The 17,470-nt window shown below is 31.1% G+C and carries 15 protein-coding genes; 1 reads left to right on the top strand and 14 read right to left on the bottom strand.

From position 1 onward, the window contains the following. Nucleotides 1–102: 102 nt before the first annotated feature. Nucleotides 103–375 carry an acylphosphatase gene (locus tag LQK79_RS04045; RefSeq protein WP_053241556.1) on the bottom strand — a complete coding sequence of 91 codons (273 nt, stop codon included), beginning with the start codon at nt 373–375 and terminating at the stop codon, nt 103–105. A 202-nt stretch (nt 376–577) separates the two neighbouring features. Between LQK79_RS04045 and LQK79_RS04040 the strand changes: the two genes are divergently transcribed. Then, the gene (locus LQK79_RS04040; protein WP_053241557.1) at nt 578–1,273 is read left to right on the top strand and encodes a Bax inhibitor-1/YccA family protein; all 696 of its coding nucleotides are present in this window, start codon (nt 578–580) and stop codon (nt 1,271–1,273) included. 88 nt (nt 1,274–1,361) lie between these two features. Here LQK79_RS04040 and LQK79_RS04035 read toward each other — a convergent pair whose 3' ends face one another. The 13 genes from LQK79_RS04035 to LQK79_RS03975 form a co-directional block, all read right to left on the bottom strand. Further along, a complete protein-coding gene (locus LQK79_RS04035; RefSeq protein ID WP_053241558.1) occupies nt 1,362–2,369 on the bottom strand; it encodes an aldo/keto reductase in 1,008 nt (335 codons plus the stop codon). Nucleotides 2,370–2,395: 26 nt separating this feature from the next. Further along, nucleotides 2,396–3,583: a pyridoxal phosphate-dependent aminotransferase gene (locus LQK79_RS04030; RefSeq protein WP_053241559.1), complete on the bottom strand. Its 1,188-nt coding sequence runs from the start codon at nt 3,581–3,583 to the stop codon at nt 2,396–2,398. Nucleotides 3,584–3,604: 21 nt separating this feature from the next. Further along, nucleotides 3,605–4,582 (bottom strand): 2-hydroxyacid dehydrogenase, encoded by a 978-nt coding sequence (locus tag LQK79_RS04025; protein WP_331000636.1) that lies wholly within the window; start codon nt 4,580–4,582, stop codon nt 3,605–3,607. Nucleotides 4,583–4,669: 87 nt separating this feature from the next. Further along, nucleotides 4,670–5,704: a CdaR family transcriptional regulator gene (locus tag LQK79_RS04020; RefSeq protein WP_231015642.1), complete on the bottom strand. Its 1,035-nt coding sequence runs from the start codon at nt 5,702–5,704 to the stop codon at nt 4,670–4,672. Between the two features lie 151 nt (nt 5,705–5,855). Continuing rightward, nucleotides 5,856–6,998 carry a glycerate kinase family protein gene (locus LQK79_RS04015; protein ID WP_231015641.1) on the bottom strand — a complete coding sequence of 381 codons (1,143 nt, stop codon included), beginning with the start codon at nt 6,996–6,998 and terminating at the stop codon, nt 5,856–5,858. Nucleotides 6,999–7,022: 24 nt separating this feature from the next. Then, a complete protein-coding gene (locus tag LQK79_RS04010) occupies nt 7,023–8,306 on the bottom strand; it encodes a GntP family permease (RefSeq protein ID WP_231015640.1) in 1,284 nt (427 codons plus the stop codon). 288 nt (nt 8,307–8,594) lie between these two features. Beyond that, the gene (locus tag LQK79_RS04005; protein WP_231015639.1) at nt 8,595–9,704 is read right to left on the bottom strand and encodes a glycoside hydrolase family 172 protein; all 1,110 of its coding nucleotides are present in this window, start codon (nt 9,702–9,704) and stop codon (nt 8,595–8,597) included. 173 nt (nt 9,705–9,877) lie between these two features. Further along, complete coding sequence (pcp, locus tag LQK79_RS04000; RefSeq protein WP_053241563.1) at nt 9,878–10,486, bottom strand: pyroglutamyl-peptidase I; 609 nt, start codon at nt 10,484–10,486, stop codon at nt 9,878–9,880. 21 nt (nt 10,487–10,507) lie between these two features. Further along, nucleotides 10,508–12,505, bottom strand: a complete 1,998-nt coding sequence (locus LQK79_RS03995; RefSeq protein WP_231015638.1) for a methyl-accepting chemotaxis protein — start codon at nt 12,503–12,505, stop codon at nt 10,508–10,510. A gap of 274 nt (nt 12,506–12,779) precedes the next feature. Next, nucleotides 12,780–13,274 carry a flavodoxin family protein gene (locus LQK79_RS03990; protein ID WP_231015637.1) on the bottom strand — a complete coding sequence of 165 codons (495 nt, stop codon included), beginning with the start codon at nt 13,272–13,274 and terminating at the stop codon, nt 12,780–12,782. Nucleotides 13,275–13,353: 79 nt separating this feature from the next. Next, on the bottom strand, nt 13,354–16,287 hold the full coding sequence (locus LQK79_RS03985; protein ID WP_231015636.1) for an insulinase family protein: 2,934 nt from the start codon (nt 16,285–16,287) through the stop codon (nt 13,354–13,356). A gap of 133 nt (nt 16,288–16,420) precedes the next feature. Beyond that, a complete protein-coding gene (locus LQK79_RS03980) occupies nt 16,421–16,648 on the bottom strand; it encodes a transporter substrate-binding domain-containing protein (RefSeq protein WP_407928510.1) in 228 nt (75 codons plus the stop codon). Further along, complete coding sequence (locus LQK79_RS03975; RefSeq protein ID WP_231015635.1) at nt 16,608–17,312, bottom strand: polyprenol monophosphomannose synthase; 705 nt, start codon at nt 17,310–17,312, stop codon at nt 16,608–16,610. Before LQK79_RS03975 ends, LQK79_RS03980 begins: the two co-directional genes overlap by 41 nt. Nucleotides 17,313–17,470 lie beyond the last annotated feature (158 nt).

Genomic DNA, 17,470 nt, shown 5'->3' with positions numbered 1-17,470 from the left:
TATCATTTTTCAATTAATCCACGTTATTTGTTAATATTATTCAATATCTTTTCATACAAACATTCATACAAATTCTCAAAAACAATCATATGTATTAGCAATTTAATATTTAACTCTAAATCTTTTCTCCCCAGGGTCAACATCAATTTTTTTAGTAACCATATCATCTACTCTAACAAAAGTATTTCCTCTTCTTATTTTTGCTAGAAACTCATTAATGCCAGACTCTTTTCCTTGAACTTCCATTCTAACTGTTCCGTCATCGCAATTTTCTACATACCCTGTTAAATCATAAGGAGCTGCTGTATATTGAGCAAAATATCTAAAACCTACTCCTTGAACTCTTCCACATACTTTTACTAAATATCTTTCCATAAAATTCACCCCAAAATATTAAACTTATGTTTTATATATTATAACATTTTTCATACAGTATTTATCATATAATTATTGCATAAAATATAAATACATTTATACTAATTTTTAATTAAATATGAACTTTTATAAAATCGCTTTGTCATATTTAATTCACTATGATAAAATATATAAACATAAAACAATTTAGGAGGTGTTTTTTATGGAATATTTAAAATTAAATGAAGATGAGCAGCGCGAACGCAGCTTCATACGCCAGGTTTACATGTGGATGGCACTAGCACTTTTAACTACAGCTGCAGTTGCATTTTCTATATCAATTTCTCCATCTTTAATGGAAGCTTTATTTAGCAATAGATCATCTTTCTTCGTTTTAGCTATAGCTGAAGTTCTTATTGTAGCATATTTATCTGGAAGAATACACAAAATGACCTCACAAACTGCACTTTTAGTGTTTGCTATATATTCAATATTAAATGGAATTACGTTTTCTTGGATATTCCTTGCTTATAGCTTAGGTTCAATTGCAAGTGTATTTCTAACAACTGCTGGAACTTTCGGAGTTATGTGTGCTTATGGATATGTTACTAAAAGAGATCTTTCAAGTATAGGTAATTTATGCTTTATGGCACTTATAGGTTTAATTATTGCTTCCATTGTGAACATTTTTATAGTTAACGACACTTTCACTATGATGATATCCTTTATAGGCGTTATAATTTTTGTGGCACTTACTGCCTATGATACTCAAAAAATAAAAAGAATGGCTGTATCTTTAAACTACTCTTTAGATGCTGATTATACTTCAAAAGTAAGTATTCTTGGTGCACTTACACTATATCTTGATTTTATAAACCTATTTTTATACCTTTTAAGGTTGTTTGGAAAAAAAAGATAATGCTTTGCAAAAATACTAGCAGCACTGAAGCCGCTAGTATTTTTTATGCTTTATTTTAAATGAATACTTACATTTTTAATACAAGGCATTATAAAAAAGTCTTATAATCCTCATAATTCTTTCTAAGTAGTTCTGGAGTATTAAGTCCATATGGACATTTGCTTGCACATTTATTGCAGTGAAGGCAATTTTCTATTTTTTTCATCTTCTCCTGCCAAGCTGCTGATAAATAATCTTTAGCTGGTGCACGGCGAAGAAGGAGGCTCATTCTTGCACAGTTGTTAATTTCAATTCCAGAAGGACAAGGCATGCAGTAACCACAACCTCGGCAAAAGTCACCTGATAATTCTTTTCTGTCATGTTCAATATTTTTCTTCATTTCCTCCGTTAAAACTGGTGGATTCTCGTTATAAGATAAAAATTCGTCTAATTCTCTTTCTCTTTGTATTCCCCAAATTGGAGCAACATTATCATATTGTGCAAGATATGCATAAGCCATAGCTGAATTTGTAATGAGACCTCCAGATAGGGCTTTCATTGCAATAAAGCCCATATTACTATCCTTACATGCCTTTACAAGCTCTACATCTGCTGAACTTGCAAGATAAGAAAATGGAAACTGAAGAGTATCATATAAATTTGATTCTATTGCTTCTCTAGACACTGTAAATTTGTGATTTGTTATTCCGATAAAACGTATTTTCCCCTGCTTTTTTGCCTCCAGCATTGCATCATAAAGACCAGTTTTATCTCCTGGTTTTGGACAAAAATCAGGGTTATGAAATTGATAAATATCAATGTAGTCCGTTTGAAGATTTTTAAGACTTTGCTCTAAATCCTTCCAAAAATCATCTGCATTCTTTGCTCCCGTTTTTGTACTTATAATAATTTTTTCTCTTATGTAAGAAAAAGCAGCCCCAAGCTTCTCTTCACTATCTGAATATAGCCTAGCCGTATCAAAATAGTTGATTCCATTGTAAAATGCTTTTTGTAATAAATAAACAGCTTCCTTCTTTTGAACACGCTGAACAGGAAGTGCTCCAAATCCATTTTTACTCACAACTAGTCCTGTCTTTCCTAATGTTACTGTCTGCATTTTACCCTTACCTCCTTAAATTTTAATTATTTTATATATTCTTTAGCTAACTTTTCAAAAGCAGGTAATGAATTTATTATTTGTTCTGTAGTTACGCAGTAAGAAATACGTACATGACCTGGGCATCCAAAATCATCTCCAGGAACTAAAAGAAGATTATATTTTTTTGCCTTTTCACAAAAAGCATATGCATCTTTTTCTAAGGACTGAGGGAATAAATAAAAAGCTCCTTGTGGTTTTACACATTTATATCCTAGCTTTACTAAACCATCATATAATAAATCTCTATTTTTCTTGTAAATTGAAATATCTGATGTATCAGCTGCACACTTTGCTACTACTTTTTGAAATAAGCTTCCAGCACATACATAACCTAAAGCTCTTGCAGCTCCGCAAACAGCAGCATATACCTTAGAGGCTTCTTCCATTTCATCTGGTACAACTATGTAACCTATTCTTTCACCTGGAAGTGACAAAGATTTACTATAGGAATAGCATACAAAGGTGTTATCATAGTATTTTGTTAAGTATGGAACCTTTACATCATCATATGCTATTTCACGATAAGGTTCATCTGAAATTAAGTATATTGTATGTCCATATTCTTTTGACTTAGCTTTAAGCAATTCAGTAAGCTTTACAATAGTTTCTTCTGTGTATACTATTCCAGAAGGGTTATTTGGAGTATTTACAATAATTGCTTTTGTATTTTCATTCATTCTTTTTTCAAACTCATTAAAGTCTATTTGAAAGTTTTCAATTTGAGCAGGAACTACTATAAGTTTAGCGCCAGCAGCTTCTACAAAGCATTTATACTCTGGAAAATATGGTGCAAAGGTTATAAATTCATCTCCAGCATTTGCTAATGCCTTAAAGCATGTGTTTATGGATGCAGCTGCACCTAAAGTCATATATAAATTACTAGCAGCAAATTTTGTTCCAAATCTTCTGTTAATGGAATCTGCTATTGATTTTCTTACATTAAAATCCCCCGGCGCACTTGTATATCCATGCACAGCTACAGGATCTTCATTTTCTAAAATTTCAATAATAGCTTTTTTTACGGATTCTGGTGCAGGAACATTTGGGTTTCCAATGCTAAAATCATATACATTTTCTGCTCCAACTTCAGCTGCTCTTTTTTTGCCAAATTCAAAAATCTCTCTTATTACGGAGCGCTTACTTCCTAGTTCATACATTTCTTGTGATATCATAAATTAATTCCTCCTAAAATTTTATAATCTGTTTACAATATTAATTGGTTTCTCACCATTTACGACCCTTGTAATATTTGTCCACACACCTTGATGCATTTTACGAAAAGCTCCATCGGTGGTTCCTGCGATATGCGGTGTAAATATAACCTTATACTTTACCCCTTCCGGAAGATACAGTAAAGGATTATCCAGTTTTACCGGTTCAGGAGATAAAGTATCAAGACCTGCTCCTGCTATTTCACCATTTATTAGTGCAGTCTTTAGTGCCTGTCCATCAACTATTTCTCCTCTTGCTGTGTTAATCAAAAGGGCTGATTTTTTCATGTTTTTTAAAAATGTTTTATCTACCATATTAGTTGTTTCCTCTGTTACTGGAACATGCAAACTAATTATATCGCATTCTTTTACAAGGTCACCTAATTTTTTATACTGAACGTTATATTCTTTTTCCACTTCAGTTGCAGCTTTTGTTCTGCTATAATAATAAGTCTTTGTGCCAAAGCTTATAAGGCGTTTAGCAGTCTCCTTAGCAATTGCGCCAAAGCCAATGAGCCCAACAGTGCAGTCTGCTAGTTCCTTAATTCCAGAAAGCATCATGCGTTCCTTTGTTTGTATTTGCTCTCCTGCTCTTACTTTAGAATCTCCTTCTAAAGCATTTCTGAGTAGAGCTAACATAAAAAATATTGTGTGTTCTGCCACTGCTCCTGCATTTGCTCCCCTGTTGTTGCAAACGTAAATGTTTAATTTTTTTGCAGTTTCAATGTCAATTCTATTAAATGCTACACCTTCAGAATGAATAAGCTTTAAATTAGGCATATTATTTATTAAATATCCACTTACTTCCTTAATTGCATCTGCCAAAATAAAATCTGCATCCTTCGCTTTAGAAAGTATTTCATCGTCACTAGAAGATATATCCTCAAATATAAACTCCATATCCTTTGGTACGCTGCAATATTCAAGATACTTTTCTACACGCTTTCTATTGCTAAGTATTAGCGTTTTCAGTCAAATCACCTTCTATTCTTTAACTATCAATTTATTATTATATTATACATTATTTTAACATATTTTCATATGCTTTTATTCTTTCCACATAAGTCCGCAAAAAAGCTCAAAAAGCTGCATCAAATTTTTAGGATCCTTTCCTGTAAGCTTTTTAATTCTTTCAAGTCTGTAATTTAAAGTGTTTCTATGAATATTGAGTCTTTTAGCAACATCATTTATTTGGCCATTTTCTTCTATGTATGTTTGCAGCGTTTGAATAAGTTCAAGCTTATATTCTGACTTATCTATGTTAGAAAATAAAGAAGTAGTATCACTTTTATTCTCACAAGATAAGTTTATAACAAATTTTAAGTTTTCATATTGATATATCTTCGATTCCGGTTTAATTTTTATTCCCATATCAATAGCTTTCTCGGAATTTTCAAGGGAAATAGCTGCAATATTTTCTTTTTCACCTATACTTATTTTTTCTATATCCTTACATTGCTTTAAATCATTAATGAGTAATTGATATTTATATTCTTCACAAACAAAAAATACTATTTTATTATTATCCAAATCACAATTATAGGTATGCTTTTTACACAAGCTTATTATTTCTTTTGAACTGATATCCCCATAAACAAGAATCGCTCTATAGTCTTTTGAAATATCAAAGCCATAATCTCTAGCTATTTTACAAAATTTTTCATCATAAGCTGTCTTTCTATGCGCTAGTTCATGATAAAATCTTTCTTTTCCAAGTCTTCTATCTTGAATTTCTTTATTTGCTTCAGCCTGTTCAATTAAAAGCACTGCTGTTACTCTTACCAGTTTTATAAATTTTTTCACTTCATCAGAATAGCCAGTTATGCCTATTACTCCAATTACCTTACCATCTATTATAATAGGTTCGTTTACACCAGGTTTAACAGATTCATTTTCATCATATATTACATTTAAAGATTTTTTTCTAATTGCTTCTACAGCTCCCTCATGAATATCTCCAATACGGCTTAAATCTCCACTTCCTACTATTATGCCATTTTCATTCATGACATTTATATTGTAAGGAACTACGCTCATCATTTCCTTTACAATATTTTGAGCAATAGTCTTTGATAACTTCATTTTATCACCTATTTCTTATATAAATCCCCACAGCTAACTTAAATTCACTATATAGCAATAATAAAATTATGTAAAGTTGTAATTTTCGCATATGAAAATAAAATCCAAACAGAATTAATTCTGCTTGAATTTTAAGTTAGTTTTATAAAAGCTATATATTTAAGTTTATTAATCTTATTACATTTTCAGAAGCTTTTTCAACATTCTCTTTTCCATTTTTAAGGGCATCTTCAATAGAAGCAGCTCCTCTCATTATTCCAAATATTGAATCTATACCATTTTCATATAAATCATCAATATTATCTCCAACTCTTCCTGCAAGGGCAATTACAGGTTTGCCATATTTTTTAGCAACTCCTGCTACACCAATTGGAGTTTTTCCAAATTTAGTTTGATAATCTATACTTCCTTCTCCTGTAAAAACAACATCGCAAAGCTTTATCTTATCCTCTAAGCCTGAATATTCTATAACTAGTTCAATTCCCTTTTTAAGTTTTCCATCTAAAAAGGCTAAAAGTCCTGCTCCTAATCCACCTGCAGCTCCTGCTCCTGGTATATTAATAATATCATTCTTACACTGCTCTTTTATTATCTCTGCATAATGCTTTAAGTTTTTATCTAATATTTCAATCATTTCTTTTGTTGCACCCTTTTGTGGTCCAAATATATTCGAGGCTCCATTTTCACCACAAAGTGGATTGTTTACATCACAGGCAACTTCAATTTCTACACTTTTTAATCTCTTATCAAAGTTGGACAAATCTATTGTTTTTAGTTTGCCTAGTTCACCACCGCCAAAACCTATTTTTTTTCCTTCTTCATCTAAAAATTTTGCTCCAAGAGCACTTATAGCACCAGCTCCACCATCATTGGTTGAACTTCCTCCTATACCTATAAGTATTTTTTTTACGCCTTTATCAAGACAAGCTTTAATAAGCTGACCTGTACCATATGTAGTAGTAGTTAATGGATTTCTTTTTTCTTTTGGAACCAGATGAATTCCACTAGCACTTGCCATTTCAATTACTCCAACTTCTCCATCGCCTAAAATGCCATATTGTGCCTCTATTTCGTTTAAAAGTGGTCCAACAACCTTTATGGAGTATATTTTTCCATTTGTAGCATCAATAAGAGACTGCATTGTTCCTTCTCCTCCATCAGCCATTGGAACATGTATACAGTTAATTTTATTGTTAATTTTCTTTATTCCTTTTTCCATTGCCATACAAACTTCTTTTGCAGTCATACTCTCTTTAAAAGAATCTGGTGCCAATACAATCGTAAAATTTTTCATAAGACATTCTCCTAACATAAGTTATTATAATAATCCATAAATAACAACTGCTGCTATTGCCATGGAACCTCCCACTATGGATTCATATGGTATTAATTTCATACGTTCACTGATATTCATTTTTACCGCATCTGCTGAAGCGTGAAAGAAATTTCCATGAGGAAGATGATCAATAACCACAGCTCCTGTATTAATCATAACCGCTGCGCTTAAAGGTGCTATTCCCATGGAAAGTATAGCTTTTCCAAATGTCCCTGTTGCTACTATTGCTCCTGTTGATGTGGATGCTGTAGCTGCTGCCATAAGTATACCGGCTATTGGCGCTAAAAATATTCCTGATATTCCAAGGGAATGTATTCCACTAACAACTACCTGACTTAAATTAGACTTTGAAATAACTCCAGCAATTGCTCCTGCTCCAATTAATATCATTACTGTTCCTGTCATTCTATTTAAGCCTGATGTAGTATAATCAATTACTTTATTAAATTGTCCCATTGCAGCTAAGCCTATCAGTCCTGCAATAGGCAATATAAACATAGCATCTATTTTAAGCTCTGTTAAAAATTTTATGTGAAGCATACTTCCAACAGGATTTAATGCTAGCAATATTACTGCTGTTATAGGTGCAACCATTGCCTTTCCAAAGCTTATTTTCTTTTTCTCTGAAGCTATTTTATCTATTTCGGTTTCTTTAATAAGTTCTCCTTTTTTGCTAATAAGTGTTGAAACTACATATGTAATTATAAGACCTATTATAGCAGGTATGAAAGCTCCTATCATAACCTGAGCAAGTTCTATATTAAAACCCTTGGCAACCGCAATAGTATTAGGATTAGGCGAAATTATGTTTCCTGCCTTACCTCCACCTATCATAGCTAAAAGTATAGACGATTTTGTTATTCCAACTTTTCTTGCCACTGGAAGTGCTATTGGCGCAACTATGATAACTGTAACTGGTATAAACACTCCTACAGCTGTGATTATCATGCTAGCTAGTGCAATTGCCAGAAGAACCTTCTTTTCTCCCATTTTTTCTACTATGGTTTCAGCAATTTTTTCTGCTGCTCCCGATTCAATCAAAATACCAGCTAAAACTCCGGCTGCAATTACACGAACCACTGCTCCCATTACACTGTTTGTGCCAGCAATTATAACATCAACTGTTTGTGATAAGCTTGCTCCTCCAACAAGTGCTCCTATGATTGCCCCTGTAAAAAGTGAATACACAGGATTTATTTTTCTAAAAATGAGTATTATGGCGATTATTAATCCAACTATCGCTCCACCCCAGTTAATAATATACATTTATGTTCCTCCCTTTGTTTTTGAGCGTTAACGTTTTCTTTTGTTATATAACAGTATTAATAATAATATATTTGAGGAACTCATAAAACTGTTTATTTAATAATTTATTTTGTTCATTTGCACTACATGATTAATTTATAAAAAAATATCAAGACATGCTAACCCGTTAACATATCTTGATATAATTACTCCACCTCAACTAAAAACTACATTATATATACATGGTAATTCCTTTAAGCTTAGCATCTAGAAACATAAATAGTTTAAATCTCACTCCTATAATTGCTTTTATCTAGGCCATCTTTCTTCTTTAGAGGGTAGTTCCTTGAATGAATTATGTGGTTCTGATTGATACCAATATGCAACAGTAGAAACATCATCCTGACGCTCAAAAAGGCCCTTATGGCATACCCCTATTTGTTGAATAGTAACCTTCAAGTCCTCTTCAAAACGAATTGGATCCATGATGTGCCATCTATACATTCCTCTCATTGGCATACAATCATTGTTATGATATGCATTATGAATATCCTCATCTTTATCTCTGTAAAAAGGATATCCCATAAATGGTGTACAATACGTATTTTCTACTGTTTTTCCATTTACCTGAGTTGCAAAACTCCATGCACCGCCAAAGTAATCTTCTGTTCCTGTACCGCATATTGTTGGGTATTCTTCATCACCATCCATATAAAATTTAACTTCACCTTCACCCCACCAATATCTTTCAAGCGTACTTAAAGCCATATATGTCCCTACATAATGTCCTTTTCCCTTTACATTGTCAAGTATTACATAATCCTGCTTTAATTTAGTTATTTTTTCACGTCTCCACTGTGCATGAAAATATGCGGTTTCCTCTGGAAGTTCATCATATAAACAGTAATCTATTTGATAAAAAAATCCAGTTATATCATTAGCATGTTGATTTTCAATTGTTATCTTAGCCCTTTTACCAAATGGCATAGGAAAATAACAGTTAAATCCTCTTGTTGGATTTACTACAATAGGCATAGAATTTACTACAGCACTAGACCCAAAACCAGAACAGAAAAAATCTCCTAATGGACTTTCAACCGAGGGTTCCTCTTCGTCATCCCAATACATTTTTAAAACAAGATCTCTTAAAACGAACCTATCTGCCTCAGATGTCCTATCTGTAACCGTTATCCAAATATGCTGAATAACTCCAGTTCCCTCTATTTCTGCAAGTGTAATCGTTTTATCGTGTTGTAAACTTATACATGGAGATCCTTTTCTTGATGGTCCTAAATTACTTGATGCCATACCGCCTTTTCCCTTTTCTCCTTTAGGGTTTTCCGCATTAATAGTTCTAGTTCTTCCGTTATTCATAATAGGAAGAGAACCCAGTCCTGTAATAAATGGATTATTTAACATATAATTACCTCTACTTTCCTTCTAAATTTAATATTTTAGCTTATGTATTTTCATAAAAAATAAATTATAGTAAAATATTTTTTACATACAAATATTCTACTATAATTTAGTCATAAAATCACCTATTTTTTTATATCTAAATGTTCCAAATCATTGTTACTTCGCAGCCTAATTTATTTAGCAGCAGTATTCACTGCAATTTCCAAAGCTTTCACCATATTTAGAAGACTCATACTTGGCTGGTTCTTATAATTTACTGCCTGCTCTGGTAAGTAAGGAATATGTATAAAACCTCCTGTAATATTGGTATACTTTGTGCTTATTATATGCATAAGACCATAAAATAACTGGTTGCACACAAAGGTACCTGCAGTATTTGATACGGATGCTGGTATGCCAGCTTCTTTTATATTAGAAACAATATCCTTTACGGGAATAGTGGCAAAATATGCTGCAGATCCATTTTCTACAATTGGCATATCTACTGGTTTATTGTTTTCATTATCTGAAATTCTTGCATCAATGACATTAATTGCAACTCTTTCAACAGTTATTTCATTTCTTCCTCCTGCTTGTCCAACGCATATAACAACATCAGGTTTAAATTCTTCTACAGCTTCTTCAAGTACCTTTATTGATTTATAAAAAACCGTTGGAATTTCTTTTATTTTGAGTTCAATACCATGGAATTCATTGTTTTTTAATTCTTTGATAGCCTCCAAAGCTGGATTTATTTTTTCTCCTCCAAAAGGATCAAAACCTGTTATAAGTACTTTTTTCATTTTTTAGTTTTCTCCCTTCTATTAAACTTCAAACTTTTGCATCATTTCATTAAGCTTTTGTGCTAAAATAGCCTGATTTTGTGCTGTTAACGCAACTTGTTCTATGCCTTTTGAAGTTTCACTTATACTTTTTTCTATAGCTTCTACATTTTTATATGAAACTTGTGTATTTTTAGTCATTGTATTCATTGCTTCTCCTACCTGATGTATTGATATACTTATTTCTTTTGCCATATCTAAAATTTTTTGGGACATTTCACTTACAAAATTAGAGTCCTTGTAATACTCACTCCCTAAACTTTTAAAGCTTTCTAATTGTGGATTTATATCTTGTTTAACAAACTTGAGTATTTCGCTGCTATTGTTTGATAAATCACCGAACGCATATCTTACTCTTTTTATTATATCTTCTATTTCTTCTACCGCTTCTGAAGACTCACTTGCAAGCTTTCTAACTTCATCTGCAACAACTGCAAAACCTTTTCCATGTTCCCCAGCCCTTACTGCTTCAATAGCTGCATTAAGTGACAACAAGCTAGTCTCTTCTGATATGTCCTTTATAGTATTAACCATAATTATTATTTTTTCTACAATATTGCCTTCTTCTATGGATTTAATTATGCTTTTCTCTTTATCATTGTATATATTTTTAACCTTGTCAATAGATATTCTACTGTCCTTTTCTATTTTAGTAGCTCTTTCCTTAAATGAATCTGAATTTTTACCTCCTTCTTCCGCTTTACTTGACAATATTTCTACATTTCCATTAATTTCTTCTACTGATGCATTAATTTCTTCTGATACTGCGCTAGTTTCCTGAGATGCAGAAACAATATTTTTGATTTCTGCATCTATGCTTTGTATCATAGAATAAAATTCTTCTACTGTTGCAGAAAGTTCTTCACTTGATGCACTTATATCTTCCGAATCACTTACAATTTCCTTAACTAAATTTCCAACATCCCTTTGCATAATAACTACAGCATTGGCAAGCTCTCCAATTTCATCTTTTCTTTTTATAAAAGCATCTGAAATAGGTACATTAAACTTACCATTAGAAAGATTTTTAAAATGCTCTACAACACCTTGAAGAGGTTTCGAAACTTTTAAATTGATATATAAATAAATTGCAAATCCAAATATTAAAAGTGCAGCTAAGCCTATTATTATATTGCTTTTAATAAAATCATTTTTGACCATATTGCTTAATGACTTGTCTTTTCCCACAAATAAAATACCCGAAACTTTACTTCCAAAACTCATAATTGGTTCGTAGGAGGTAGTATAACTTCTTCCAAGTATATTTGCATCTCCAATATATTTATTTCCAGAAAGAACTTTTTTAGCTATAGCAGAATCTAATTTAGTACCAACTGTTCTCCTTCCATTCTTTTTTATAGTCGTTGCAATTCTTGTATCTCCCAAAAAAATTGTTGCATCACAACCCAAGTTTGATTTTATATAATCTACAACTTTATTTGTATCAAGTCTATATCCTATTGATATAACACCAATAACTTCCCCATCACTATTTTTTACAGGTATACCAGACCTAACTGACATTTTAACGGAAGTTCCTCCTTCCACTTGAGTATTTGCTTCTCCTTTGAGTGCATTTTGTACATTAGTCTGATTAGTAACGCTGTCCCCTTTCTTATCCTTATCATGAGTTCGAGCCAAAACAATTCCTTTTTCATCTGTAACTGTAATAAAATCCATACCAGAATTATTAATAAGCGGCTCTAAAGTCTTCAATATAACATCAGTGTCCTTTTGTTTTATTGCTCCTACAACATCTTTATTTAACGATAATTGCATTCCCATATTAAAAGACACTTTTTTCATATCTGCTATTTTGTTGTCAAATATTTTAGTTGACTTTATGAGTTCTTCACTTATGCTTCCATCTACATATTTTTCAAACCTAAATACATCTTCCAACACAATAGAAGCTACAAGTATAACTATTACTACTGCTAAGAAGGCTACAATTTTAGTTTTTATTGATTTTCTCTTCATGTCCTCACCCCTTAATATAATTTTGCTCAAATGTATAATTGAACTAGCATAGTTGAGTCGATAGCCTTTTATATATTCTACCTAATTATATTTAAATCCTTTAGTCAAAAATTTACTATACTTACTAATCTTACTTGCATGTACATAATCTGAGTTGTAGAGACAAACAGAAATGATATAAATTAGACAGAAAATGGGCTGCCGCACTAAAATTGCGACAGCCTCATATTAAGTTTAAGAAGAATAATGAGCCTTCCACCAGACCTTCTCTAAGTTATTTTATATATTCTATTAAGTCTGCTCTAAAAATCTCTATTTTTTTCTTATAATCTCCATTTTTTATTTCAGCCTTAGAGATATCCATTAAAGCCTTAATTCTTTTGCCTGTGATACTTTCTACATCCTTAAATGCTTTAATTTCTCTAGGTTTTTCTGCCCCATGTGTATTAAAAAATGCTGTACATTTAATTTTATCTTTATTTTCGCTTATATATGTCCTAATTGCTGGTGTAATATGTGAAGCCCATACTGGAGTGCCAATTATAACAACATCGTACTTTGAAGGATCCTTTTCAGTTTTACAAATGGTTGTCTTATTGCCCAGAATAGCATTTTTAATTTCAATTATATTTTTAAATATTCCTTTTCTACTTTCTTTTTCTTTAATTTCTTCAATATCACAATTAAAACTTTTGCTTATGCTTTCTGCGACCTGCTTAGTATTTCCAGTCTTTGAGAAAAATACAACCAGAATCTTAACATCATCCATTTCGTTTCCTCCATTATTTTACAGCATTTGAATATTTTATAAATATTATATCACATATATTTTATGAATGGACATAAATTTAGCTTTCCGCAAAAATATTTATTACTCTTTTAAATTTATCCGCATTTTCATTTATTTTTTGCTCATTTCCAATGACGCATATATAATTTTCTTTCATACAATCCCCTATAAGCTTAGAACATTTTCTTATACTATAAATGTCAGCATTTATTATTTCATCTCTTATCCTTTGTATATAATCCATATCAATATTTGTAATATAATGCAGCACTGTTCTTTCACATTTAGACGCATTGCTTAAAGGTGCATCAATTCCGCTTATAGTTCCAAGTATATATTTTGTTATCTCTCTATAATCCGCATTAAAATTTTTGATATAATCAGCAAAGTCATCATATATTTCAATTGTTTCAGCTAAACCTGGATCCCTATAGGAACATAAATTCATATTTCCATTTCCAGAGAAAGAAGCAAATGCCCCATAGGCACCACCTTGAACTCTTACTTTACTCCACAGATAATCATAGTTTGCAATGGATTTTACTACAGATAAAACTCCACTATTTTGAAAATTAAGTTTTTTAAAATTATATCCCTTAACAACACATTGAATCTTTGAAGATATAATAAGCCCTTCATTTAGTTTTTCAAGCTTAAAATCATAATTGTATTTGTTTATTGGTTCATTTTTAAGCCTACCTCTAAACTCATTAAATAGCTTTAAGAACTCATTTAGTGCATCCCTATCTCCAGCATAACCAACCAACATATTATTGGAATTAAAAACAAGTTTTGCACATGCCTTTAACTTTTCCGAAATACTTTCTTTCTTTTCATCAAAGCTTCTCTCAAGATTACATAAAAATTTATAAAACTCTATTCCTGATATTATATCCACGTATTTATACATTTGAGAATAATATGAACCAATTCTTACTGCAGCAACCCTATGTGACCTGCTCTGCATAGACATTTCTAACCTAGACTTAAGCTCTTCAATGAGTTCTTTAAGTCTTTTATAATCATCATATATGGTTTTATTAATTACTTCCTCCAATAATTCAAGAAGCTTGAATGTTTTTTCTTTTAAAACCTTCGTTCTAATTACAAATTCAGGTACATATTTATCTACTTCATTTATATCTGAGTAAGGCTCCAAGCTAAAATCCATACCGCCAACATTCATATTTACCTGATTAGATAAATCCTTGAAATCATATTTTTTAGTATTCATTCTTCCAATTAAAATAGAAAACAGCGACAGATATGGTATCATATCTACAGGCACTACAGACGAATCAAAGTACAAATTCATATAATTTATACCATTAGTATTTAATGGAGTATATAAAATATCAACGCCATTTTGATTTATTTTTTCACTCTCAAAGTAATCTGCCTTCGGATTAATATCTTTAATTGAAAGCATTGGTATTTTATCTAAATCCTCTTTTTTATCCTGAGTTTCATATCTCAATTTAAGCTTTCTGTTTTGTTCAAATATTTCTTCTAGTTGTTCTTTATTAAGATTATCTCTAAAAATTTTAAGATCTTTTAAAACGGCTTTATTTGTTTCATATTCAAGGTTTTTCTTAGGCTTCACAGTTATAAGTGCGCTATGCTTGTTATTAAGAAAATACTTTTTTATAATTTTTTCAAAGTAGTTGCTATTCATAGCATTCTTCATCTTTTTTAGTTTTTTCTCATACCTAAGGTTTTCAAAAGGTTCTCCTCCATAAAGCATTCTATCTAATATTTTTTCATTATATTCAAGTCCCCTTGGATAGCTTTCATAATCAGCCTCCTTTATTTCAAATTCTCTTGCATTTATTACAGCTTCAATTACTTTTCTATCTATACCATTTTTACATAATTCCTCTAGCACACTGAAAACAATGTCCTTAAATTTATTTTTGTCTTTCAAATTGGAATCCTTTAAAATGATGCTAAAGGTTGGCTGCAAAATAGAATTATCAAAAACTCCAAAAACATCTTTCCCTATATTTGCTTCAACAAGAGCTCTTTTAAGCGGCGAAGAAGAAAGTCCTAAAAGTATACTTTCAAGAATATCAAAAGCAAAATACAGCTCTTCATCTAAAATGCTTCCGGTGCAGAAGCTTAAGCTAAAAAAAGTTTTATCATCTTCGCTTTCACTGTTTGATATAGAATATTCAACTTCTTTTTCAGTCATTTCTTCAAAAGCCTTTTGCAGTACAATGTCATTTTTAATTGCTTTCTTTTCAAATTTATCTAAGTACTCATCATTTATAAATTTAAGTTCCTCATCAAGCTTAATATCTCCATAAAGATATATTATACTATTGGACGGATGATAGTATTCTTCGTGAAATTTTATAAATTCATTGCTTGAAAGCTTAACTATTTCTTCTGGTTTTCCACCAGAATCAAACCTATATATATTATCTTTAAAAAGTGTTTCATCTACAGTCCTTAGAAGAATGGCTACCGGGGAAGAATACGCTCCTTTCATTTCATTGTACACTATACCCTTGTAATCAATTTCTCCATTAATATTATCTATATCATAATGCCAGCCCTCTTGCATAAATATTTCAGGCTTTTCATATATGGCTGGATAAAAAACAGCATCAAGATACACATTCATTAAATTTCTAAAATCTTTATAATTTCTGCTTGCAACAGGAAACATAGTTTTATCTGGGTAAGTTGCTGCATTTAAATACGTATTCAAAGATCCTTTTAGTATTTCTACAAATGGTTCCTTAACAGGAAACTTTCTAGAACCACACAATACTGAATGCTCCAATATATGCGGTATTCCTTTGCTATTTTGAGGAAGGGTTTTAAAGGTTATTGAAAATGTTTTATTATCATCATCATTCTCGAGGCTCACAAGTTTAGCCCCACTTTTTATATGTGTAAATACTCTACCAATGGATTTTATCTCATCTATTTTCACTTCATTCTCAAGTTTAAACCCAAAATAAATATCACCAATTTTAAATTTCATTAACTTTCCTCCATCTTTCCACCGAACTTATAACTAATTTTATCACACTTTTATATTTTATAGTGGAACCAGCTCAACTATATATTACAAATTTCCTTAGCACTGTAGTAGTCTCCTACCATTGGATCTGTAACTATTGCTGAAATTCTTTCATTTTTGAGATCAAGAAAAGCATTGTTTTCTTTCTTTCATTTGTAATACTTACAGTTGACATTATAACATCAAATTTTTTAGAATTAAGTGCAAGAAAAATTCCGTCCCATGCATTTGAAACAAATTTTATTTTAATACCCATCTTTTTACCTAATTCATTAGCAAGATCACTTACTGAATTTAGTCCGTAAAAGTAAACTAAATAAATGTTTTAAATATTGTGCTTGTACTACAGCACTCATCTTTGATTCACCGGAATTTCTCGTATCAAATGCGTATGGAATTTCAACTAAATTATTATATTCACCCATAACAAGTACTTCAATTAATATCTTCCAACCTATATCACTTAGATTTTTATTAGCTATAACGGACTTTTTTAACATAAAAATCCCGCTTGTAGGATCAGAAATCTGCCTAAGCTTTTTAAATAACACCTTTCCCATATACCTTGCTGTCCAAGAGACAAATTTTCTAAATAAATTTAGTCCTCCATCGCTTCCACCTTGAATAAATCTACTCGGAATTACTATATCTGCACCCTCATTAATTTTATCTAGCATAAATGGTACTATTTCTGGTGGATGCTGTAAATCTCCATCCATTACTGAAAACACATCACCCTTTGCTTCCTTAAATCCCTCAATTACTGCTGAAGATAGTCCTCTTTTTTCTTCTCTATGTATTAATTTAACCTTATCGTCTTGTTTCGTTAAATTCATTATTACATCTGTAGTTTCATCATTACTATCATCTACAAATATAATTTCATAATTCTTACTCTTAAGTGCATTTTCCATTCTTATAACTAATTCCCTTATGTTTTTCTTTTCGTTGTATACAGGAATAATAATAGATAACAATTTTTTCACCTACTTTTTAATTGTTACTTAGCACAAAATATTAGAATTACCACATTGTAAAAATCAAGTTTTCTTCCTAATATTAACATTCAAATCAACTTTATATCATATTAATATTCGTGTCAATATATTTGTTAGTTGTTAATACCATTAAACTTTGTTAAAAT

Source organism: Clostridium guangxiense, assembly GCF_021043395.1.
In the GTDB taxonomy this organism is placed as follows: domain Bacteria; phylum Bacillota; class Clostridia; order Clostridiales; family Clostridiaceae; genus Clostridium_S; species Clostridium_S guangxiense.
Note: the sequence above shows the minus strand (reverse complement) of the source record. Positions and strands in the feature narration are given on the sequence as shown.